The sequence below is a fragment of the Paraburkholderia sp. FW306-02-B genome (genome assembly GCF_058782725.1).
Window position 1 is genome coordinate 2,561,743 of the sequence record NZ_JBYSXZ010000002.1, and the last position, 14,205, is coordinate 2,575,947.

Consider the following 14,205-nt stretch of genomic DNA (forward strand, 5'->3'; position numbering starts at 1 on the left):
TATTCCCCAAGGCCGGCCTACTGGATGCTCGACGCAATTTCGAAGATCGGCATGTACATCAGCACGACAATGCCGCCGATCACCACGCCGATGAAAATCATCATCGCGGGTTCGATCAAACGCGAAATCAGATCGATCGTGCGCGACACCTGCGCCTCCTGAAACGCGGCAATCCTGTCGAGGACAGGACCCAGTCCGCCGGTCTTCTCCGCGACGGTCAGCAGACGATAGGTAATCGCGTTGGCGAGGCCGGTTTGCTGGAATGCGTCGGACATCTTTGCGCCGTTGCGCACCTGTTGCATGGCGGCGGCGACGGCCACCTGGTCGGCCCGGCTCACCAGGCCGCGGGCGAGATCGAAGGCGCGCACGGCGGGGATCCCGCCGTCGACCAGCATGGCGGTCGTGCGGAAAAACTGCGACTGACGAAACACGCGGAAATGCTGGCCGATTCCAGGCAGCGCGAGCATGCGATCGGCGATCCAGTTGCGCGCCGCTGCCCGGCGCAACGCGAGAACGATCGTCACAGCCAGCGCGGCGAGGCTGGCGGCGAGTTCCGCTCCGTGGGCATGCACCATGCCGCCCCAGGCCATCAGCAGTTGCGACAGCAAGGGCAGCTCACGTCCGCTGTGTTCGAGCAAGGTCGCAAAGCGCGGCACGACGAAACCCAGCAGGAACAGCACGACGGCTGCGCCCACGAGCAGCAGAACGGATGGGTAGATCGCGGCCGACACCACCCGGCCGCGCAGTTCGTGAAGCAGTGCGCTATTGCGTGAGTAGCGGGTCAGGCTGTCGGCAAGACCGCCGGTTTGTTCGCTGGCTTTCACGCACGCCACCAGCACCGCAGGAAACACATGGCTCGCGTGTTCGAGCGCCGCGGACAGCGACTGCCCTTCTTCGAGTTGCCGCAGCAGGTCGCGATACACCACGGCCGACGCTTCGCGGCGTTCGTTACCGCCGAGCGTGCGCAATGCGTCGACGACGCCGACGCCGGCCTCGAGCAACGCGGCGAGCTCGCGCGCAAACAGTTCGACGTTAAATCGCGAGCCGGGCATCGCGGACCAGCCCGCGCGGCGGCGCGCCCCTCGCGCATCGGCACGTACCGACACCACGCGCATGCCTCTCGCACGCGCGAACGCGGTTGCAGCCGCGGACGAATCGCAGTCGACGCGAAGCGTCTGCACTGAACCGCTGGTATCGAAGACGCGCAGCAGGTACTTCACGTCGATTCTCCTTGCTGACAGCACACTACCAGGACGCGATGGTCGCGTTCTCGCCGGTGCCGCCGCCCTGACCACTCTTACCGAGCGAGAACAGGTCGTAATCGCCATGCTCACCCGGCGAGCGATACTGGTACGGGCGATCCCACGGATCCGGCGGCACCGCCTTCTGCAGATACGGGCCGCTCCAGTGCGTCGCGTCCTGCGGTTTGACCACGAGCGCCTGGAGACCTTCCTCGGTCGTCGGATACGCGCCCATATCGAGCCGGTATTGATCGAGCGCCTTGCTCAACGAGTCGATTTGAGCGCGCGCGATCTTGACGTTCGACTTGCCGACCTGATCGAAATAGCGCGGTGCGACGAGACCGGCGAGCAATCCGATGATGACCATGACCACGAGCAGTTCGAGCAGCGTGAAACCGCCGTTGCGCCGCAGCGCCTGTTGAACGCGTGCACGGCAACTCGCGCTCACGCGCACAGCGGGCCCGATCGAGAACAATTCGTTGCGCACGTTCTTCCCCTTCTATCGACTCACCGCTCCGATGCCGCCGAAGCCGTTTCATTCATTCTTGTTCAGGTCGATATCGGCAAGAAGTAGGGAGACCCGTCCAAAGGGATGGGGAAAGACCCTCCAGTTCCGGCGTTGCTCAGAGGAAGCCGATGAGATCGTCTGGGTGGTTCGGCAGCGCGAGCACGCCCATGTCGAGCGCGATGCGCACGAGACCGGTGACATTCTTGACGCCAAGCTTGCGCATCAGACTTGCACGGTGTTTCTCGATAGTCTTCGGGCTGAGTTTCAGATACTCGCCGACCTGGCGATTGGTGTGCCCTTCCGCGACGAGCCGCAGCACCGCACGTTCCCGGCCGGTCAACGTGTTCCATACCTGCGTCGGTTGTGGAACGCCCGGCAGTAACTCGGGCGGCACGCTGCGGTGTCTGTGCCCGTCGAAAGCCGGGTTGCGTTTGCCCTGCATCACAAGACGCATTTCGTTGACGAGTTCTTCGAACGAGGCATCCTTGATCACATAGCCATCCGCGCCCGCCGCTAGCGACGCTCGCACGTACTCGTCGCTGCAGTGAATCGTGAGCGCAATGATGCGTATCTGCGGCGTCTGCCGTTTGATCACGGCGATGGCCTCGATGCCGTTCATGCACGGCATCGAGAGATCCATCAGGATCAGATCGGGCCGCAGCGTACCGGCGAGGCAGCACGCCTCGAGTCCATCTGTCGCCTCACCGACGCTTGCGTAATCCGGCAGGGAGGACACCATCGTGCAGAGGCCGCCGCGCAGAAGATGCTGGTCTTCCGCAATCAGTACCCGATACTTCTTCTCCACTTTGTTCGCTCCCGGCCAGAACCCACGCGACTAGTTCGAGGCGACGACTTCGTGGTAGGCGCTCAACAATTCCGCCGGCGTCGCGAGACCGTCGATGCGCAGCCATGGCTTGCCGGGCGCGGCGCGGAAGAAGGCCACCGGCGTGTGATTCATCTTGTCGCCGCGATAGACGTTGAAGGCGCGTTGAGCGGCGATGCTCGCCTCGACCGTGCCGGTGTAGTGCTGCCATTCGGGGCCCGCATCGAACCGGGCGGCGTACGCTCTCAGGCGTGCCGGCGTGTCCTGTTCGGGGTCGATCGAGATCGACACCAGATGGACCTTGTCACGATCGACACCCAGCTTGCCCTGCAATTCCTCGAAGGTCTGGCTGACCATCGGGCAAATCGTCGTGCACGTCGTGTAGATGAACGTCAGGACGACCGGGCGGCCGTCGTTCAACTCATCGACCAGAGAGACGGCCTTGCCGTCGTCACGAACCAATGTGACCGCAGGCAGCGTGTATTCGACCGTCGAGCGCATCGTGCCCGCCGTCATGTTGTGGTGGTGCATGTGCATCGCGGCGCCGTCGGCGGCCTCTTTAGCCGGTGCCGGCTTCATGTCGGTCATGGTGTCGTGAGGTTGCGCCGCCATCGTCTCGCGATGCCGTGCCGCCATTGCCGCGCTATCGGCAGCCTCCTCGGCAGCAGCGGGCTGCATATCCGCCATCGTCTTTTGATGTTGTACCGCCATTGCTGCACTATCGGCCATGTCTTCGGCGGTTGCCGCCATTGCGCCGAGGCTGGTGAGCCCGGTGCCGGCCAGCACGAATACGCCTATCATCCATGTGCGGTTGATCTTCATCGCGGTCTCCGGATACGGAACAAGAAACGAGGCGCGTCGCCCAATGCGTAGCCGCAGGCGCTCCGCCCTGTCTGTTCAGTCTCATGAATCCGCTCTCGCGCGTCATTGGATAAAGCCCCCCAAAGCGCAGTAGGGTATGCCTGCCAGAGGAAAAGCCCGCCACCTGCCGCGCGGGGTGTCCCCCCCTTTGCGTCCGGACATGCCCCGTTGGCAGGTATGCATACTGAGGCCTACAATCCGTTAGCAGCTTAAGTTCTCCTTAAGCTAACTCGCTGGGGGACCCCATGCATGCAAGCCAGCCCGAGGGACGACAGCTGAAGTTGCGCGACCTCGTCGAGGCGATGCGCAAGCTGGGGATCGCGGTCCGGCTCGACGAACCGCAAGCGGGCGGCGTCACCGACGCGCGCGGCGCAGCGCTCGCGATCCTGTCACCGGATGGCTTGTTCCTGTCCGCAAACCGCAGCGCTGCGGCGCTGCTGGGTTATGCCAGCGGCGAGCTGGTCGGCCGCCGGCTGCTGGATATGGCGCCCGAGAGCGATCGCGCGTCGCTCGCCGCTCATCTGTCCGCGGAGCCCGCTCGCGAGTTTCATTCGTTCAGTATGATGCTGGCCGGCCGCACCGGCCGCCCGGCCCGGCTCATGCTTCATCAACAACTGATCGCAGAGAATCAGGACGAGGACCGCGCGCGCCTGACGCTCTTCGAGGAACCGCTTGCGCCTGATGCGCCGCTTACGGACGATGCTCAGTCATCCGAGGCAGGGGCACGCAATCGACTGAAGTATCTGATGATCGGTCAGCAACGGGAACGTCAACGCCTTGCCGCCGACCTGCACGACGGCCTGGGCCAGGCGCTGACGCTGATCAAGCTGATGGTCGAGGACGCCCGCATGCGTCTGCGCCGCGGACAAGCCGAAGACGCTGCGCAGAAGCTGGACGCCACCGTGTTGCAGATACGCGAGACCATCGGCGAGATGCGGCAGATATGCGGCGAGCTGCGTCCGCTTGCCCTCGAGCGGCTGGGCCTGCCCGCGGCACTGAACACGCTGTGCCGGGGCGTGGAGCGCGGCGCGGGGCACCTCGTGGTGAACTTTCACTGCGACGTCGACGACCGGGATGTGCCGGAGCATCTGAAAGCGGACATCTTCAGAGTCGCGCAGGAAGCGCTGAACAATGCCGTCAAGCATGCGGCCGCGAGCGCAATCCGGCTCGCGCTGCAGCGGATCGAGACGGGTCTGTTGCTGACGATCCAGGATAACGGAACCGGCTACGACACGCGTCCGCTCTCTTCGAAAGAAGTGAGTTCGACCGGTCTCGGCCTGACCGGGATGCAACACCGAGTCGAATCGCAGGGCGGTTTTCTCTCGGTTCACTCCTCCGACAACAACGGAACGCTCGTGTCGGCGAGCTGGACGCTCTGACGCGCCGCGCCTCACCCTGCCGCCGATCCGCTCACCCGGGGCACCGGCAATTCCGCGATACTGCCCGCTTCAGTCGATGGGTCGGTGTGCGCCGCCGGCAAGTGCACTAGCGTATCGTCAGTACTGCGCTCGGCGCATTTGGTCGCGAGAGAGGTCAGCAGGCCCATGCTGATGGCGACCAGCACGAGCTCCGTCAAATTCTCGATGGCGAGCTTGTGCATGACGCTGGCGCGATACTTCTCGATCGTCTTCGGGCTGAGATTCAGATACTGGCCGACCTGCCGGTTGGTGCGCCCTTCGGCAATCAGCTTCAGTACGCTGCGCTCGCGCGCCGTTAGCATGTCCCAGGCCTTCTTCGGCGCCACGGCTTCGCGCCCGGTAATGAACGAGTCGACCATGTAGCCGTAGACGTCGGCGCTCAGATGCTTTTTCCCCTGCATCACCGCGCGCATCGCAACGATCAGTTCATCGAACGAAACGTCTTTCAGCACATAGCCGTCGACGCCCGCGCGAAGCGCTTCTCGCACGTACTCCTCGTTCTGGTGGACAGTGAGCGCGACGATATGCACGAGCGGCGAGCGGCGCTTGATCGCCGCGCTGGCGTCAATGCCGTTCATGCCGCGCATCGACAGATCCATCAGGATCAGATCGGGGTTGAGCGTCATCGCGAGATGGCAGGCTTCCTTGCCGTCCCTCGCCTCGCCGACCACGTCGTAATCGCCTTGCGCCGAAAGCATGGAACACAATCCGTTGCGCAGCAGATCGTGATCTTCGACAACCAGTACGCGATATTTGATATTCACGATCCCCACCCCTCGTACGACATGGCCGGTTGAGTGCTCAACCGGAAGGCTGCCTTTTGGCAGGCCAATATTCTTCTTTCAATTATTTCTTTCTAATTCCTTGTATATTTCTTTCTTTAACATAACATATTCATGTGCTAATACTGCTTTAGCGTCCGTACAGCCTTAATCCGCAAGGTTCGCGCCACCGGCCTGCGGCCCGCACCCAGCGTTGTTGTGCGCTACAAAAGTAAAATCGAATTAGAAATTCCGGCCCAAAACGTTTCAAAAATGATAATTCCCGGGCTGAATCTGACATTGGTAATAACACGAATGGAGTATGCTTCGCGCGTAAATCGGCAAATAATTAACAGTGCCTGCTATTGACCATCGTTTACACCGGAATTATTTTCTTTCTTTGAAGCGGCTTGCGAACGCCGCATGATCCTGACGTCGTAACGATCCATTACAGATGTAACGTTTCTGCACACAGGGTGAAAGCCCCCCAGGCGGCGCTTTGAAAAGGAGGAGAGTGCCCCATTGCCGACGTCCTTTTGCGCGAACCACAATGACAGCGCAAGGGGATATCGAACATGTGCAGGCGCCCTTCTTTCCTGTCGATGAACGCGATACGAGTGGTATCGATCACGCTCGGTATGGCGTCGGCCGGCGTCGCGCAGGCGGACATATTCGGTGCGGTCGACAGCAACGGCGCGATCGTCCTGACCAACACACCCGGCAAGGTGGGATTGACCGTCATCGTGGCTGGAGATCCGCCGGCGGCAGGCGGCGCGAAGCGGACCAATGCCGCGTTCAGCGCCACCATCGATATCGCACGTTTCGCGGATGTGATCGACGAAGCAAGTCGCACGTTTCGCGTCCAGCCGGAACTGCTGCGAGCCATGATCGACGTCGAATCCAGCTACAACCCGAACGCGGTATCGGACAAAGGAGCGCAGGGGCTCATGCAGTTGATGCCCGACACGGCACGGCGCTTTTCCGGTGGCAATATGTTCAATCCGCGCGACAACGTGCTGGCGGGCGCGCGCTATCTGCGCTTTCTGCTCGATCTCTTCAAGGACGACATGGAACTCGCGCTGGCCGCGTACAACGCCGGAGAGAATGCGGTGATTCGAGCCGGCTATCGCATTCCGTCCTTGCCCGAGACGCGCCAATATGTTCCGCGCGTACTCTCCCGCTATCGGCGGCTGCTTACGGCCAGCGGCTAGACCTTCGTGAGTGAGCGGGTCGAGCGGCGCGGCAAGCGCCGCGCTACGCTTTTTACAGCTTGCCGTAGCTATGCAGCCCCGACAGAAACATGTTCACGCCGAGGAACGCGAAGGTCGTCACCAGCAGGCCGGTCAGCGCCCACCAGGCCGCCACCGCGCCGCGCAGGCCCTTCATCAGGCGCATATGCAGCCACGCCGCGTAGTTCAGCCAGACGATCAGCGCCCACGTCTCCTTCGGGTCCCAGCTCCAGTAGCCGCCCCACGCTTCGGCGGCCCACAGCGCGCCGAGAATCGTCGCGATCGTGAAGAACGCGAAGCCGACGGCGATCGACTTGTACATCACGTCGTCGAGCACGTCGAGTGCCGGCAGGCGATCGGCCAGCACGCCGCGCTCTTTCATCAGATACGCGACGCCGACCATCGCCGACAGCGCGAAACTGCCATAGCCGATGAAGTTCGCCGGCACGTGGATCTTCATCCACCAGCTTTGCAGCGCCGGCACCAGCGGCTGGATCTGCTGCGCGTCGCGCGCGACCGAGTACCACATCAGGAAGCCGACGGCCGCGCCGATCACCAGCAGCACGAATGCGCCGAGCGCGCGGGTGTTGTAGTGCTGCTCGTAGTACAGGTAGAACAGCGCGGTGATCAGGCTGAACAGCACGAACACTTCATACAGGTTCGAGATCGGGATATGGCCGACGTCCGCGCCGATCAGGTACGACTCATACCAGCGCACCATCAGGCCGACGAAGCCCATCAGCACCGCGGCCCAGGTCATCTTCGAGCCGATCGCGGCGCCAGTCGGCGAGCGCGACAGCAGGCCGATCCAGTAGAACACCGTGGCGAATACGAAGAGCGCGCTCATCCACAGAATCGCGGACTGGCTCGACAGGAAATACTTCAGGAAGAACGCGTTATCCGCGCGCGTCAGATCGCCCTGATAGAGCTGGATCGCAAACAGCGACAGCGCGGCGATGCCCACCATCAGCGGGCGCACCGGCTTCCAGCGCCAGCCGAGCACGACGAACACCGGCACGGCGCACACCAGCACCAGTTTGTCGTAGTAGTTCATGAACGGGTGATAGCGCGACAGCGCGAAGCCCGCGCCCGCGACCATCGCGAGGGCGAACAGCCAGTCGGTCATGCCGAGACGCTTCAGGAACGGCCGCTCGTCGAGCGGCGTCGATGCTTGAGCCGCGGTCATCGCGGCGTCCTTTTGAGGCGCGGGCGCTGGGTCCGGCACGCCGGCATCAAGAGACAATCGTGGCAGGTTCATGGTCTTTACCGTTACGAAAAGATTCGCTCCGAAACGCGCGCTGCCGATTGTAAAAAGAGTGCCCGCCGGGGGACGGAGCACAAACTGTTCGCCGCACCGTTAGCGACGCCCTCAACCGCATCGATCCGAACGATGACGCTGACGTTCTTGCAGGTGCTGCTGCCCATCCACGATTCGTTCGCGCCACGCAAACCGGCCAGACGGCCAAGCGTCCGACTCGCTGCGCTCACGAGCGCTGCGATACACAAAACAAGCTTCCTCATTGACTGGCCTCAGGGCCGGCCGGCGGACTGACCGACGCCTCGGTCTCCGGCGGAAACGCCTCAAGGAAGGCCGCGACGGCACGCATGTCCTGCTCCGACATATTGGCGCAGACCGACTTCATGATTTCACCACGAGGCCTATCTTCGGTGCGCTGGAACACCATCAGCTGCTTCACGATATAGTCCGCGTGCTGCCCAGCCAGACCAGGAAACGTGTCCTTCCCCTCGCCGTGCTGGCCGTGACAGGATACGCATGCCGCGACGCCCTTGTCCGGCAGGCCCGATGCAAAAATCGCTTTCCCCTGGTGAATGAGCGCCGGGTCGCCGGCTTCACCCAGAACCGCGTGCTGACTTGAAAAATACGTAGCGAGCTCGTTGATCTGCGCCTCGCTCAAGTGGGTAAAGCCCCACATGAATCGTTTGGCGTTCGGGTCGGTTCGGGCATGATTCTTGAAGTCCGTCAGTTGATCGACGAGGTATTCCCGTCGTTGCCCCGCCAGCTTGGGAAAGGTCGGCGATACCGACACGCCGTTCACGCCATGACAGTTCGAGCAGACTTGCAGAGCAATTGTCTTTCCGGGGACAGACGGGTTATCGACTGCCCTGGACCGTTCCAGGTCGTGACAACCCGACCCGGCAAGCAACATCCCAAGAGAGATGAACTGCGCCAATTTGTTCATGTCACGAACCTCCAAACTGCGCTTATTGCCCTTAAAGGCTGCGCGACAAAGCGCAGCGCAATCAGTGCGTATTTCAACGCCCTCGTTTCCGCCGATACTGCAAAAACGCAAGGCACCTTCCTTTTATTCCAGGGGCAAGTACGACTGACTTGAGTGGCAAACACCGGCGTCGATGTCACCAGTACGCGGCCCATAAGTAGACAAACAGCGTGTCGTTGTCCGACGCGTTGCGTCCGTTACCGTCGTAGTTGGATCGGGATCCAAGGTATTTAGTGAAATGCGTGTATTGCAGGCCGACCCGGATGTTCTGCACCGGAATCCAGAAGATCTCGGGTATCCATCCTTGCGTAGCAGGAGAAAAGTTCGCGCTGCTGGCGTAAGCTACGCTATCGGTGCTGCCCGTCACATTGAAGAAAGCGAGGCTCACGCCGTACTTGGCCTGATAGATGTACGACGCTTTCAGCAGCATCGATTTGAGATTTGCCGACTGGCTGTCGCCTAAAACGAAATTATTCGGATCACTGATATTCTCGTGAACGTAGCGCGCCTGTGCGGTAATCGTATGCGGTTCCAGCAGGTACTGATACTGCGCATCCACACCGATATCGCGATAGCGGGTCACACCCTGCGTGAATATCGGGAAAGCGTTTGGATCGTTGGGATAGACGTCGGCAAGCAACCCGAACGTCCCCAGCATGATGTTATGCGGGCCCCATTCGCGAGTCAGCGCAAGGCGCCAATACGGGTTGTAGCCTTTCAGATAGGTCTGCGGGTGGGCCAGGTCTCCGGCCTTGCTGCCGTGGCTCAGAAACGACCAGATTCCGTCGGCGGTGCTGTACGCGGTCAGTTCCGCGTATACCAACTTGTTCCAGTACAGGTAGCCGCCGATGCCGACGACCTGCTGCGCCAACGCGCCCTCGATGAGAGGCGTAAACTGCGGAGACCCAACCGCGCTCGTCGACGAAGAAAGGTAGGGGTAGCTCCATGCAGGCGCGGTGTTAAAGACGTCCTGCACGGTCGGATTGTTGTGCAACGTTACGCCCAGTATGAAGTCGCTCGCTTCGCCGATGATCCGTTCCACGTAACGGACATCGGTGTTGTCCGATGCCCATTTACCGATCCACCGGCCGTCGCCATTCTGGTGATCGTAGTTCGTGTAGGTATATTGAGCGAATGCGCCGATCTTGTCGGTGATCTTCCCGGCGAGGAAAATGCTCGCCGCATCCCAGGTCAGATTGCCGTCTTTGGGAGAAATCGGATTCCCGTTAACGTCGTTGTTGTGCCGTGTCTTGGTCGCATCGACCGTTCCCATCACGGCGAGCGGAATCGTGCGTTCGCCGAGGGTATAACCATTTAACTTGAACATTCGCCCATAGGGCGTCAACTCAGGAAATTGCCCACCGGCGTGACACGCCACACAACTTTGCCCCGTCTGGCGTGCGAAGATGGGCAACGCGTGCGCGGTGGAAGCCAGAAACAGACACAGCACCGCGAGCGCGGCTGTCGCGCCGCGGCGAAGCAGACGATAAAGCGCCTGATTGCCGATACAAGCCTTTGGCATGGCCGTCTCCCCTGCGCCGTCTCCCGGCCGCCTTACAACACGAGTGATGAAAACATGGGACTGCATCAATGGCGGTTCACATTGCTCACTGCACGCCACACTTTCATTTTGCAAACGCGCGATGAAGTCCGACAGGGGTCAATGTCCTACTCTTGCGGTAGGGGGGCGCTCCAGTCCATCGCGTTTCGATGGGCGCCCGCGGTTCTCACGAAACTACGGCACTATCCACGCACCGTCGGCGACGAGCCGTACCCGATCCGGCTCGGAAAACCGGACGATATAGCCGCCTTTGGACGCGAAGCGCTGCCCCGGCGCCAGCGTCAGGCGCGGATAGTAGCCAGTCAGGATGCGGCGTTCAAGCATGTCCTGGATACGCTCGATCAGATATTCCCTGCCGAACGCATCGACCATATGGCTGAGCGTCTCGGCAAGCAGGCCGCACGCGAGATAGGTGTCCGCCTGGACCTGCGGGGCGACCATCGGAATTTTGCGGATCGAGAACCAGCCGAACGCATAGTCGACACGGACACGCCGTCCGTCCGGCAAGTCGAACGGATACGCGAGGCGCGTGACGCCGCGCCAGCTCGCTGACAATGGCGTGTTATCCAGCCCGCCCAGCAGCCCCGACATGAACACCGTGTCCGACGGCGGCGGTAGGCGGCCAAGCGCCGCGATGTCGGGCGGACGCAGCCACAGCACGAGCACGTCCGCACGCGAAATGCCATGCATGGCGCGCGCGACGCTGTCGCCCGGCGCAAGAACGCGGTTCGCCACCGCCATGCCGTGGCCCTTCAATACGGCGGCAAGCGCTTGCGCACCCTGTTGGCCGTTGTCGCCCGCGCGATAGACTTGCCAGACTCTTCTCACCGCTTGCGCCGGCTTGCTGCCGGCTTCATCGAGAATCCGCCTGGCAAGCAGATCCGCCTCGAGCAGCACGCCCTTCGAGAAATACACGGAATAGAAATCGTGGTCGGTTTCGACCGGCACTTCCACATTGGGAAAGAGACACGGCACAGCCTCCTGCTCGCAGAACTCGTGGACCGGAGCCCAGTTCTTGCCTCCGAGTCCCGACAGCACCGCAAGCACCGGCTGCTCCGTCAGATAGCGCCTCAACTGTTCATGCCATGTCGCCGGCGGACCGCTCAGCGCCCACACGTGCAGCTCCCAGCGGCGATTGACCATGAACATCATTTTGCGCGACGAGCGCAGCGGCGGCGTCGCGCCAAGCGGAAACACGTTCTTATCGTCGAAGTACTGTTTGAGCACATCGAGCATGCCACGCCGTTTCACCGGATCCGCATCGGGTGTAACGATCGTCGCGAAGTGCAGTACCGTGTCCGTGACACCCGCCGGCGCGCGTCGATCGAGATGCTTCAGATAGCCGATCAGCGCCGCCATGTCGGTGTCGTTCAGCGTGTACTGCGGCATCAGATTGCTGAGCGGTTTGCCTTCCGAGTCGACCCCGTCGCGTATTGCCCTTGCAATCGTCGCGTCGGTGTAGGGCTCGCGATTGGTGCGCATGCCTGGAATGTAGGGTATGTCGAGATCGTCGGGGCTGTCCGCGCGAGGATGGACCAGATACCGGCCGGTGATCGGCGGGATGCTGGTCGTTCCCTCTCTGGAGCCGAGGCCGCTGCGCCGATGGCAATTCATGCAGGCCGCTGCCGCGCCGCGCAGGTTCACGCCGCCGTCGTGCATCGCTTCGAGCGGTTCGCCCGAACCGAGCACGCCAGTCTGGAAGATCGCTTCCCCTGTGCTCGCTGTCGTGACCGGCGGCGCTGCGGGAGCACAACTCGCCTTGCCCACCGGCACCATCAGCGCAGCGAGCAACACGCATTGAACGAGCGTGCGCGCCGCGCGCGGCCGTACCCGCGCGATGGCTTGGCTGACCCGGGCGCAGTCCATGGCTACGGCGTCGGCCGGGTCATCGCGCGAAGCACCGGCGGCGAGGCACCGGCGTCGAGCGACACCGAATTGCGGTGGCCCTGCGAGGCGGGCCTCGTGAACATCGCGTCGTCCAGCGGTGGATTGAGCGATAACTTGTCGATCGTCAGCTTGTCGCGCTTGCCGGAAGCGGCTGCGCCGCTTTCGATCGTGAACGGTATCTGCAACCCATCGACGTTCTTGTAGTCGCTGTACCTCACTTCCACTGTGACCGGCCCGTGAGCGCCCCGCGCCTGGCGGTCGTACTTCACATCCAGAAAGCTTTGCGCGTCGACCCACACATGACGGGTCACACCGGAAGGCAGCTTCACGCCAAGGCGGTAGGCATCGTGTCCGTCGACCTTATCGATACCGTCGAGCGTGACATCGACGCCCTTCGCCTGATGGTCGATCAGCATGCCGTCGATAACCTGCTCGTCATGCGCGGACTTCAACTCGTCCATCGTGTACGGCCGAAAATCTCCGCTGCCCATGACGCTCGGACTCAGCTTCCAGCCCTGCCGCCCGTCGAATACCCGGATCGCCTTCTGGTTAAGCACGGTGATCTCGAAACGTGTCTTGTTCGGGCGCTTCAGCGCGAGCATGAACGGCAGATCCTGCGCCGGGGCGTTCGCACTATCCACGTGTCCGACCCAGACCATCGTCTGGATCTTGCGCCATGCGTCGAGGCCGCCCCTCGCAGCGACGTTTTTCTCGACGATCTGGTCCGCGCTCAGATCGTGCTCCGCCGGTATCTGCTCGCTCGCGTACACCGCCATCGTCAGGCAGCCGACGAGCATCCACAATACGATTCTTGTCATGGCCGTGAACCTCGCACGGATGTTCGGCTAGTGGCTCGGCATTTTGGCCATCGCCAGTTGCGGTTTCGCAAACAGGGTGTCGTCCGTCGGCGGATTCACCGTGACATGCTCGATCGTCAACTTGTGCGGCTGTTTGCCGCCGGTGACAACGGTCTCCAGCGTGTGCGGCACGACGAGACCACTTTCTTTCCGGTAGTCGCGATAGAAGATGGCGACGTCGTGCATCTTGCCGTCGAGCTTGCGCGGTTCGCCGTCGATCTTCAGTTCAAGAAAGCTGCTTGCGTCGATCCAGATACGACGTGACGCATTGTCTTTCGTTGTCACTTTCAGGACGTACGCGCGATGCCCTTCCACCTGCTCCATGCCCAGCGCCTCGACCCGCGAGCCCTTGCTCGCATAGTCGATCAGCGGCCCGTCCAGTTCAGCCGATACCGCGGCCGATTTGGCCTCCGCAGGCGTATAGGGCTCGACTTCATCGCGTCCGAGGAAAGGCCTCACTTTCCAGCCCTGTGCGCCGTCGTAGACCTGAAACGCCGTCTGATCGTTGAAGCGCACCTCGAATCGGCTCTTGTGCGGCCGCTTCAACGTCATCGTGAACGGCAGCCTAGTGTTCTTCTTGCCGCCGGCTTCGATCTGCCCCGACATCGTCATTGCATTGACCGCGTGCCACGCCTGAAGCCCGCCGCGTGCCGCGACGTTCCGCTCGACGATCTGCGCCGCGCTCAGATGACTCGCCGCCGCGGCCTGGGCCGTTCCTGCGGTCGAGGCCGCGAACGCAACCGGGCCGGATGCCAGAGCACCCGCCACAGAGGCTGCGGAGAGCGCAATCAAAAGAAACCGGGTCATGAGCCACCTCCT

General features: G+C 62.1%; 13 protein-coding genes. 2 read left to right on the forward strand and 11 right to left on the reverse strand.

Translation table 11 applies throughout. The annotated features are described in order from the left end of the window. Window positions 1-17: 17 nt before the first annotated feature. The 4 genes from AC3WOG_RS32825 to AC3WOG_RS32840 all read right to left on the reverse strand — a co-directional run bounded on the left by AC3WOG_RS32825 (window position 18) and on the right by AC3WOG_RS32840 (window position 3,160). Complete coding sequence (locus AC3WOG_RS32825) at window positions 18-1,220, reverse strand: type II secretion system F family protein (protein ID WP_492581900.1); 1,203 nt, start codon at window positions 1,218-1,220, stop codon at window positions 18-20. Window positions 1,221-1,245: 25 nt separating this feature from the next. Further along, window positions 1,246-1,695 (reverse strand): type II secretion system major pseudopilin GspG, encoded by a 450-nt coding sequence (gspG, locus tag AC3WOG_RS32830; protein WP_492582531.1) that lies wholly within the window; start codon window positions 1,693-1,695, stop codon window positions 1,246-1,248. Between the two features lie 169 nt (window positions 1,696-1,864). After that, complete coding sequence (locus AC3WOG_RS32835) at window positions 1,865-2,554, reverse strand: response regulator (protein WP_492581901.1); 690 nt, start codon at window positions 2,552-2,554, stop codon at window positions 1,865-1,867. Between the two features lie 30 nt (window positions 2,555-2,584). Continuing rightward, a complete protein-coding gene (locus tag AC3WOG_RS32840) occupies window positions 2,585-3,160 on the reverse strand; it encodes an SCO family protein (RefSeq protein ID WP_492582532.1) in 576 nt (191 codons plus the stop codon). A 518-nt stretch (window positions 3,161-3,678) separates the two neighbouring features. On the opposite strand from AC3WOG_RS32840, the gene AC3WOG_RS32845 reads away from it, so the two are divergent. Beyond that, the gene (locus AC3WOG_RS32845; protein ID WP_492581902.1) at window positions 3,679-4,812 is read left to right on the forward strand and encodes a sensor histidine kinase; all 1,134 of its coding nucleotides are present in this window, start codon (window positions 3,679-3,681) and stop codon (window positions 4,810-4,812) included. 11 nt (window positions 4,813-4,823) lie between these two features. On the opposite strand, the gene AC3WOG_RS32850 is transcribed toward AC3WOG_RS32845, so the two are convergent. Next, entirely contained in the window at window positions 4,824-5,615 is a 792-nt protein-coding gene (locus AC3WOG_RS32850; RefSeq protein WP_492581903.1) for a response regulator, read from the reverse strand. Window positions 5,616-6,187: 572 nt separating this feature from the next. Between AC3WOG_RS32850 and AC3WOG_RS32855 the strand changes: the two genes are divergently transcribed. Further along, window positions 6,188-6,823, forward strand: a complete 636-nt coding sequence (locus AC3WOG_RS32855; protein WP_492581904.1) for a lytic transglycosylase domain-containing protein — start codon at window positions 6,188-6,190, stop codon at window positions 6,821-6,823. 52 nt (window positions 6,824-6,875) lie between these two features. Here AC3WOG_RS32855 and ccsB read toward each other — a convergent pair whose 3' ends face one another. From ccsB to AC3WOG_RS32885, 6 genes are all read right to left on the reverse strand, one after another. Then, entirely contained in the window at window positions 6,876-8,027 is a 1,152-nt protein-coding gene (gene ccsB, locus AC3WOG_RS32860) for a c-type cytochrome biogenesis protein CcsB (protein ID WP_492582533.1), read from the reverse strand. A gap of 331 nt (window positions 8,028-8,358) precedes the next feature. After that, window positions 8,359-9,042, reverse strand: coding sequence for a c-type cytochrome (locus AC3WOG_RS32865; RefSeq protein ID WP_492581905.1), 684 nt, complete (start codon window positions 9,040-9,042; stop codon window positions 8,359-8,361). 175 nt (window positions 9,043-9,217) lie between these two features. Then, entirely contained in the window at window positions 9,218-10,717 is a 1,500-nt protein-coding gene (locus tag AC3WOG_RS32870; RefSeq protein ID WP_492581906.1) for a cytochrome C, read from the reverse strand. Between the two features lie 99 nt (window positions 10,718-10,816). Then, window positions 10,817-12,508, reverse strand: coding sequence for a c-type cytochrome (locus AC3WOG_RS32875; RefSeq protein ID WP_492581907.1), 1,692 nt, complete (start codon window positions 12,506-12,508; stop codon window positions 10,817-10,819). Between the two features lie 2 nt (window positions 12,509-12,510). Further along, complete coding sequence (locus AC3WOG_RS32880) at window positions 12,511-13,347, reverse strand: LolA-like protein (RefSeq protein ID WP_492581908.1); 837 nt, start codon at window positions 13,345-13,347, stop codon at window positions 12,511-12,513. A 27-nt stretch (window positions 13,348-13,374) separates the two neighbouring features. Then, complete coding sequence (locus tag AC3WOG_RS32885) at window positions 13,375-14,193, reverse strand: outer membrane lipoprotein-sorting protein (RefSeq protein WP_492581909.1); 819 nt, start codon at window positions 14,191-14,193, stop codon at window positions 13,375-13,377. Between the last annotated feature and the right edge of the window lie 12 nt (window positions 14,194-14,205).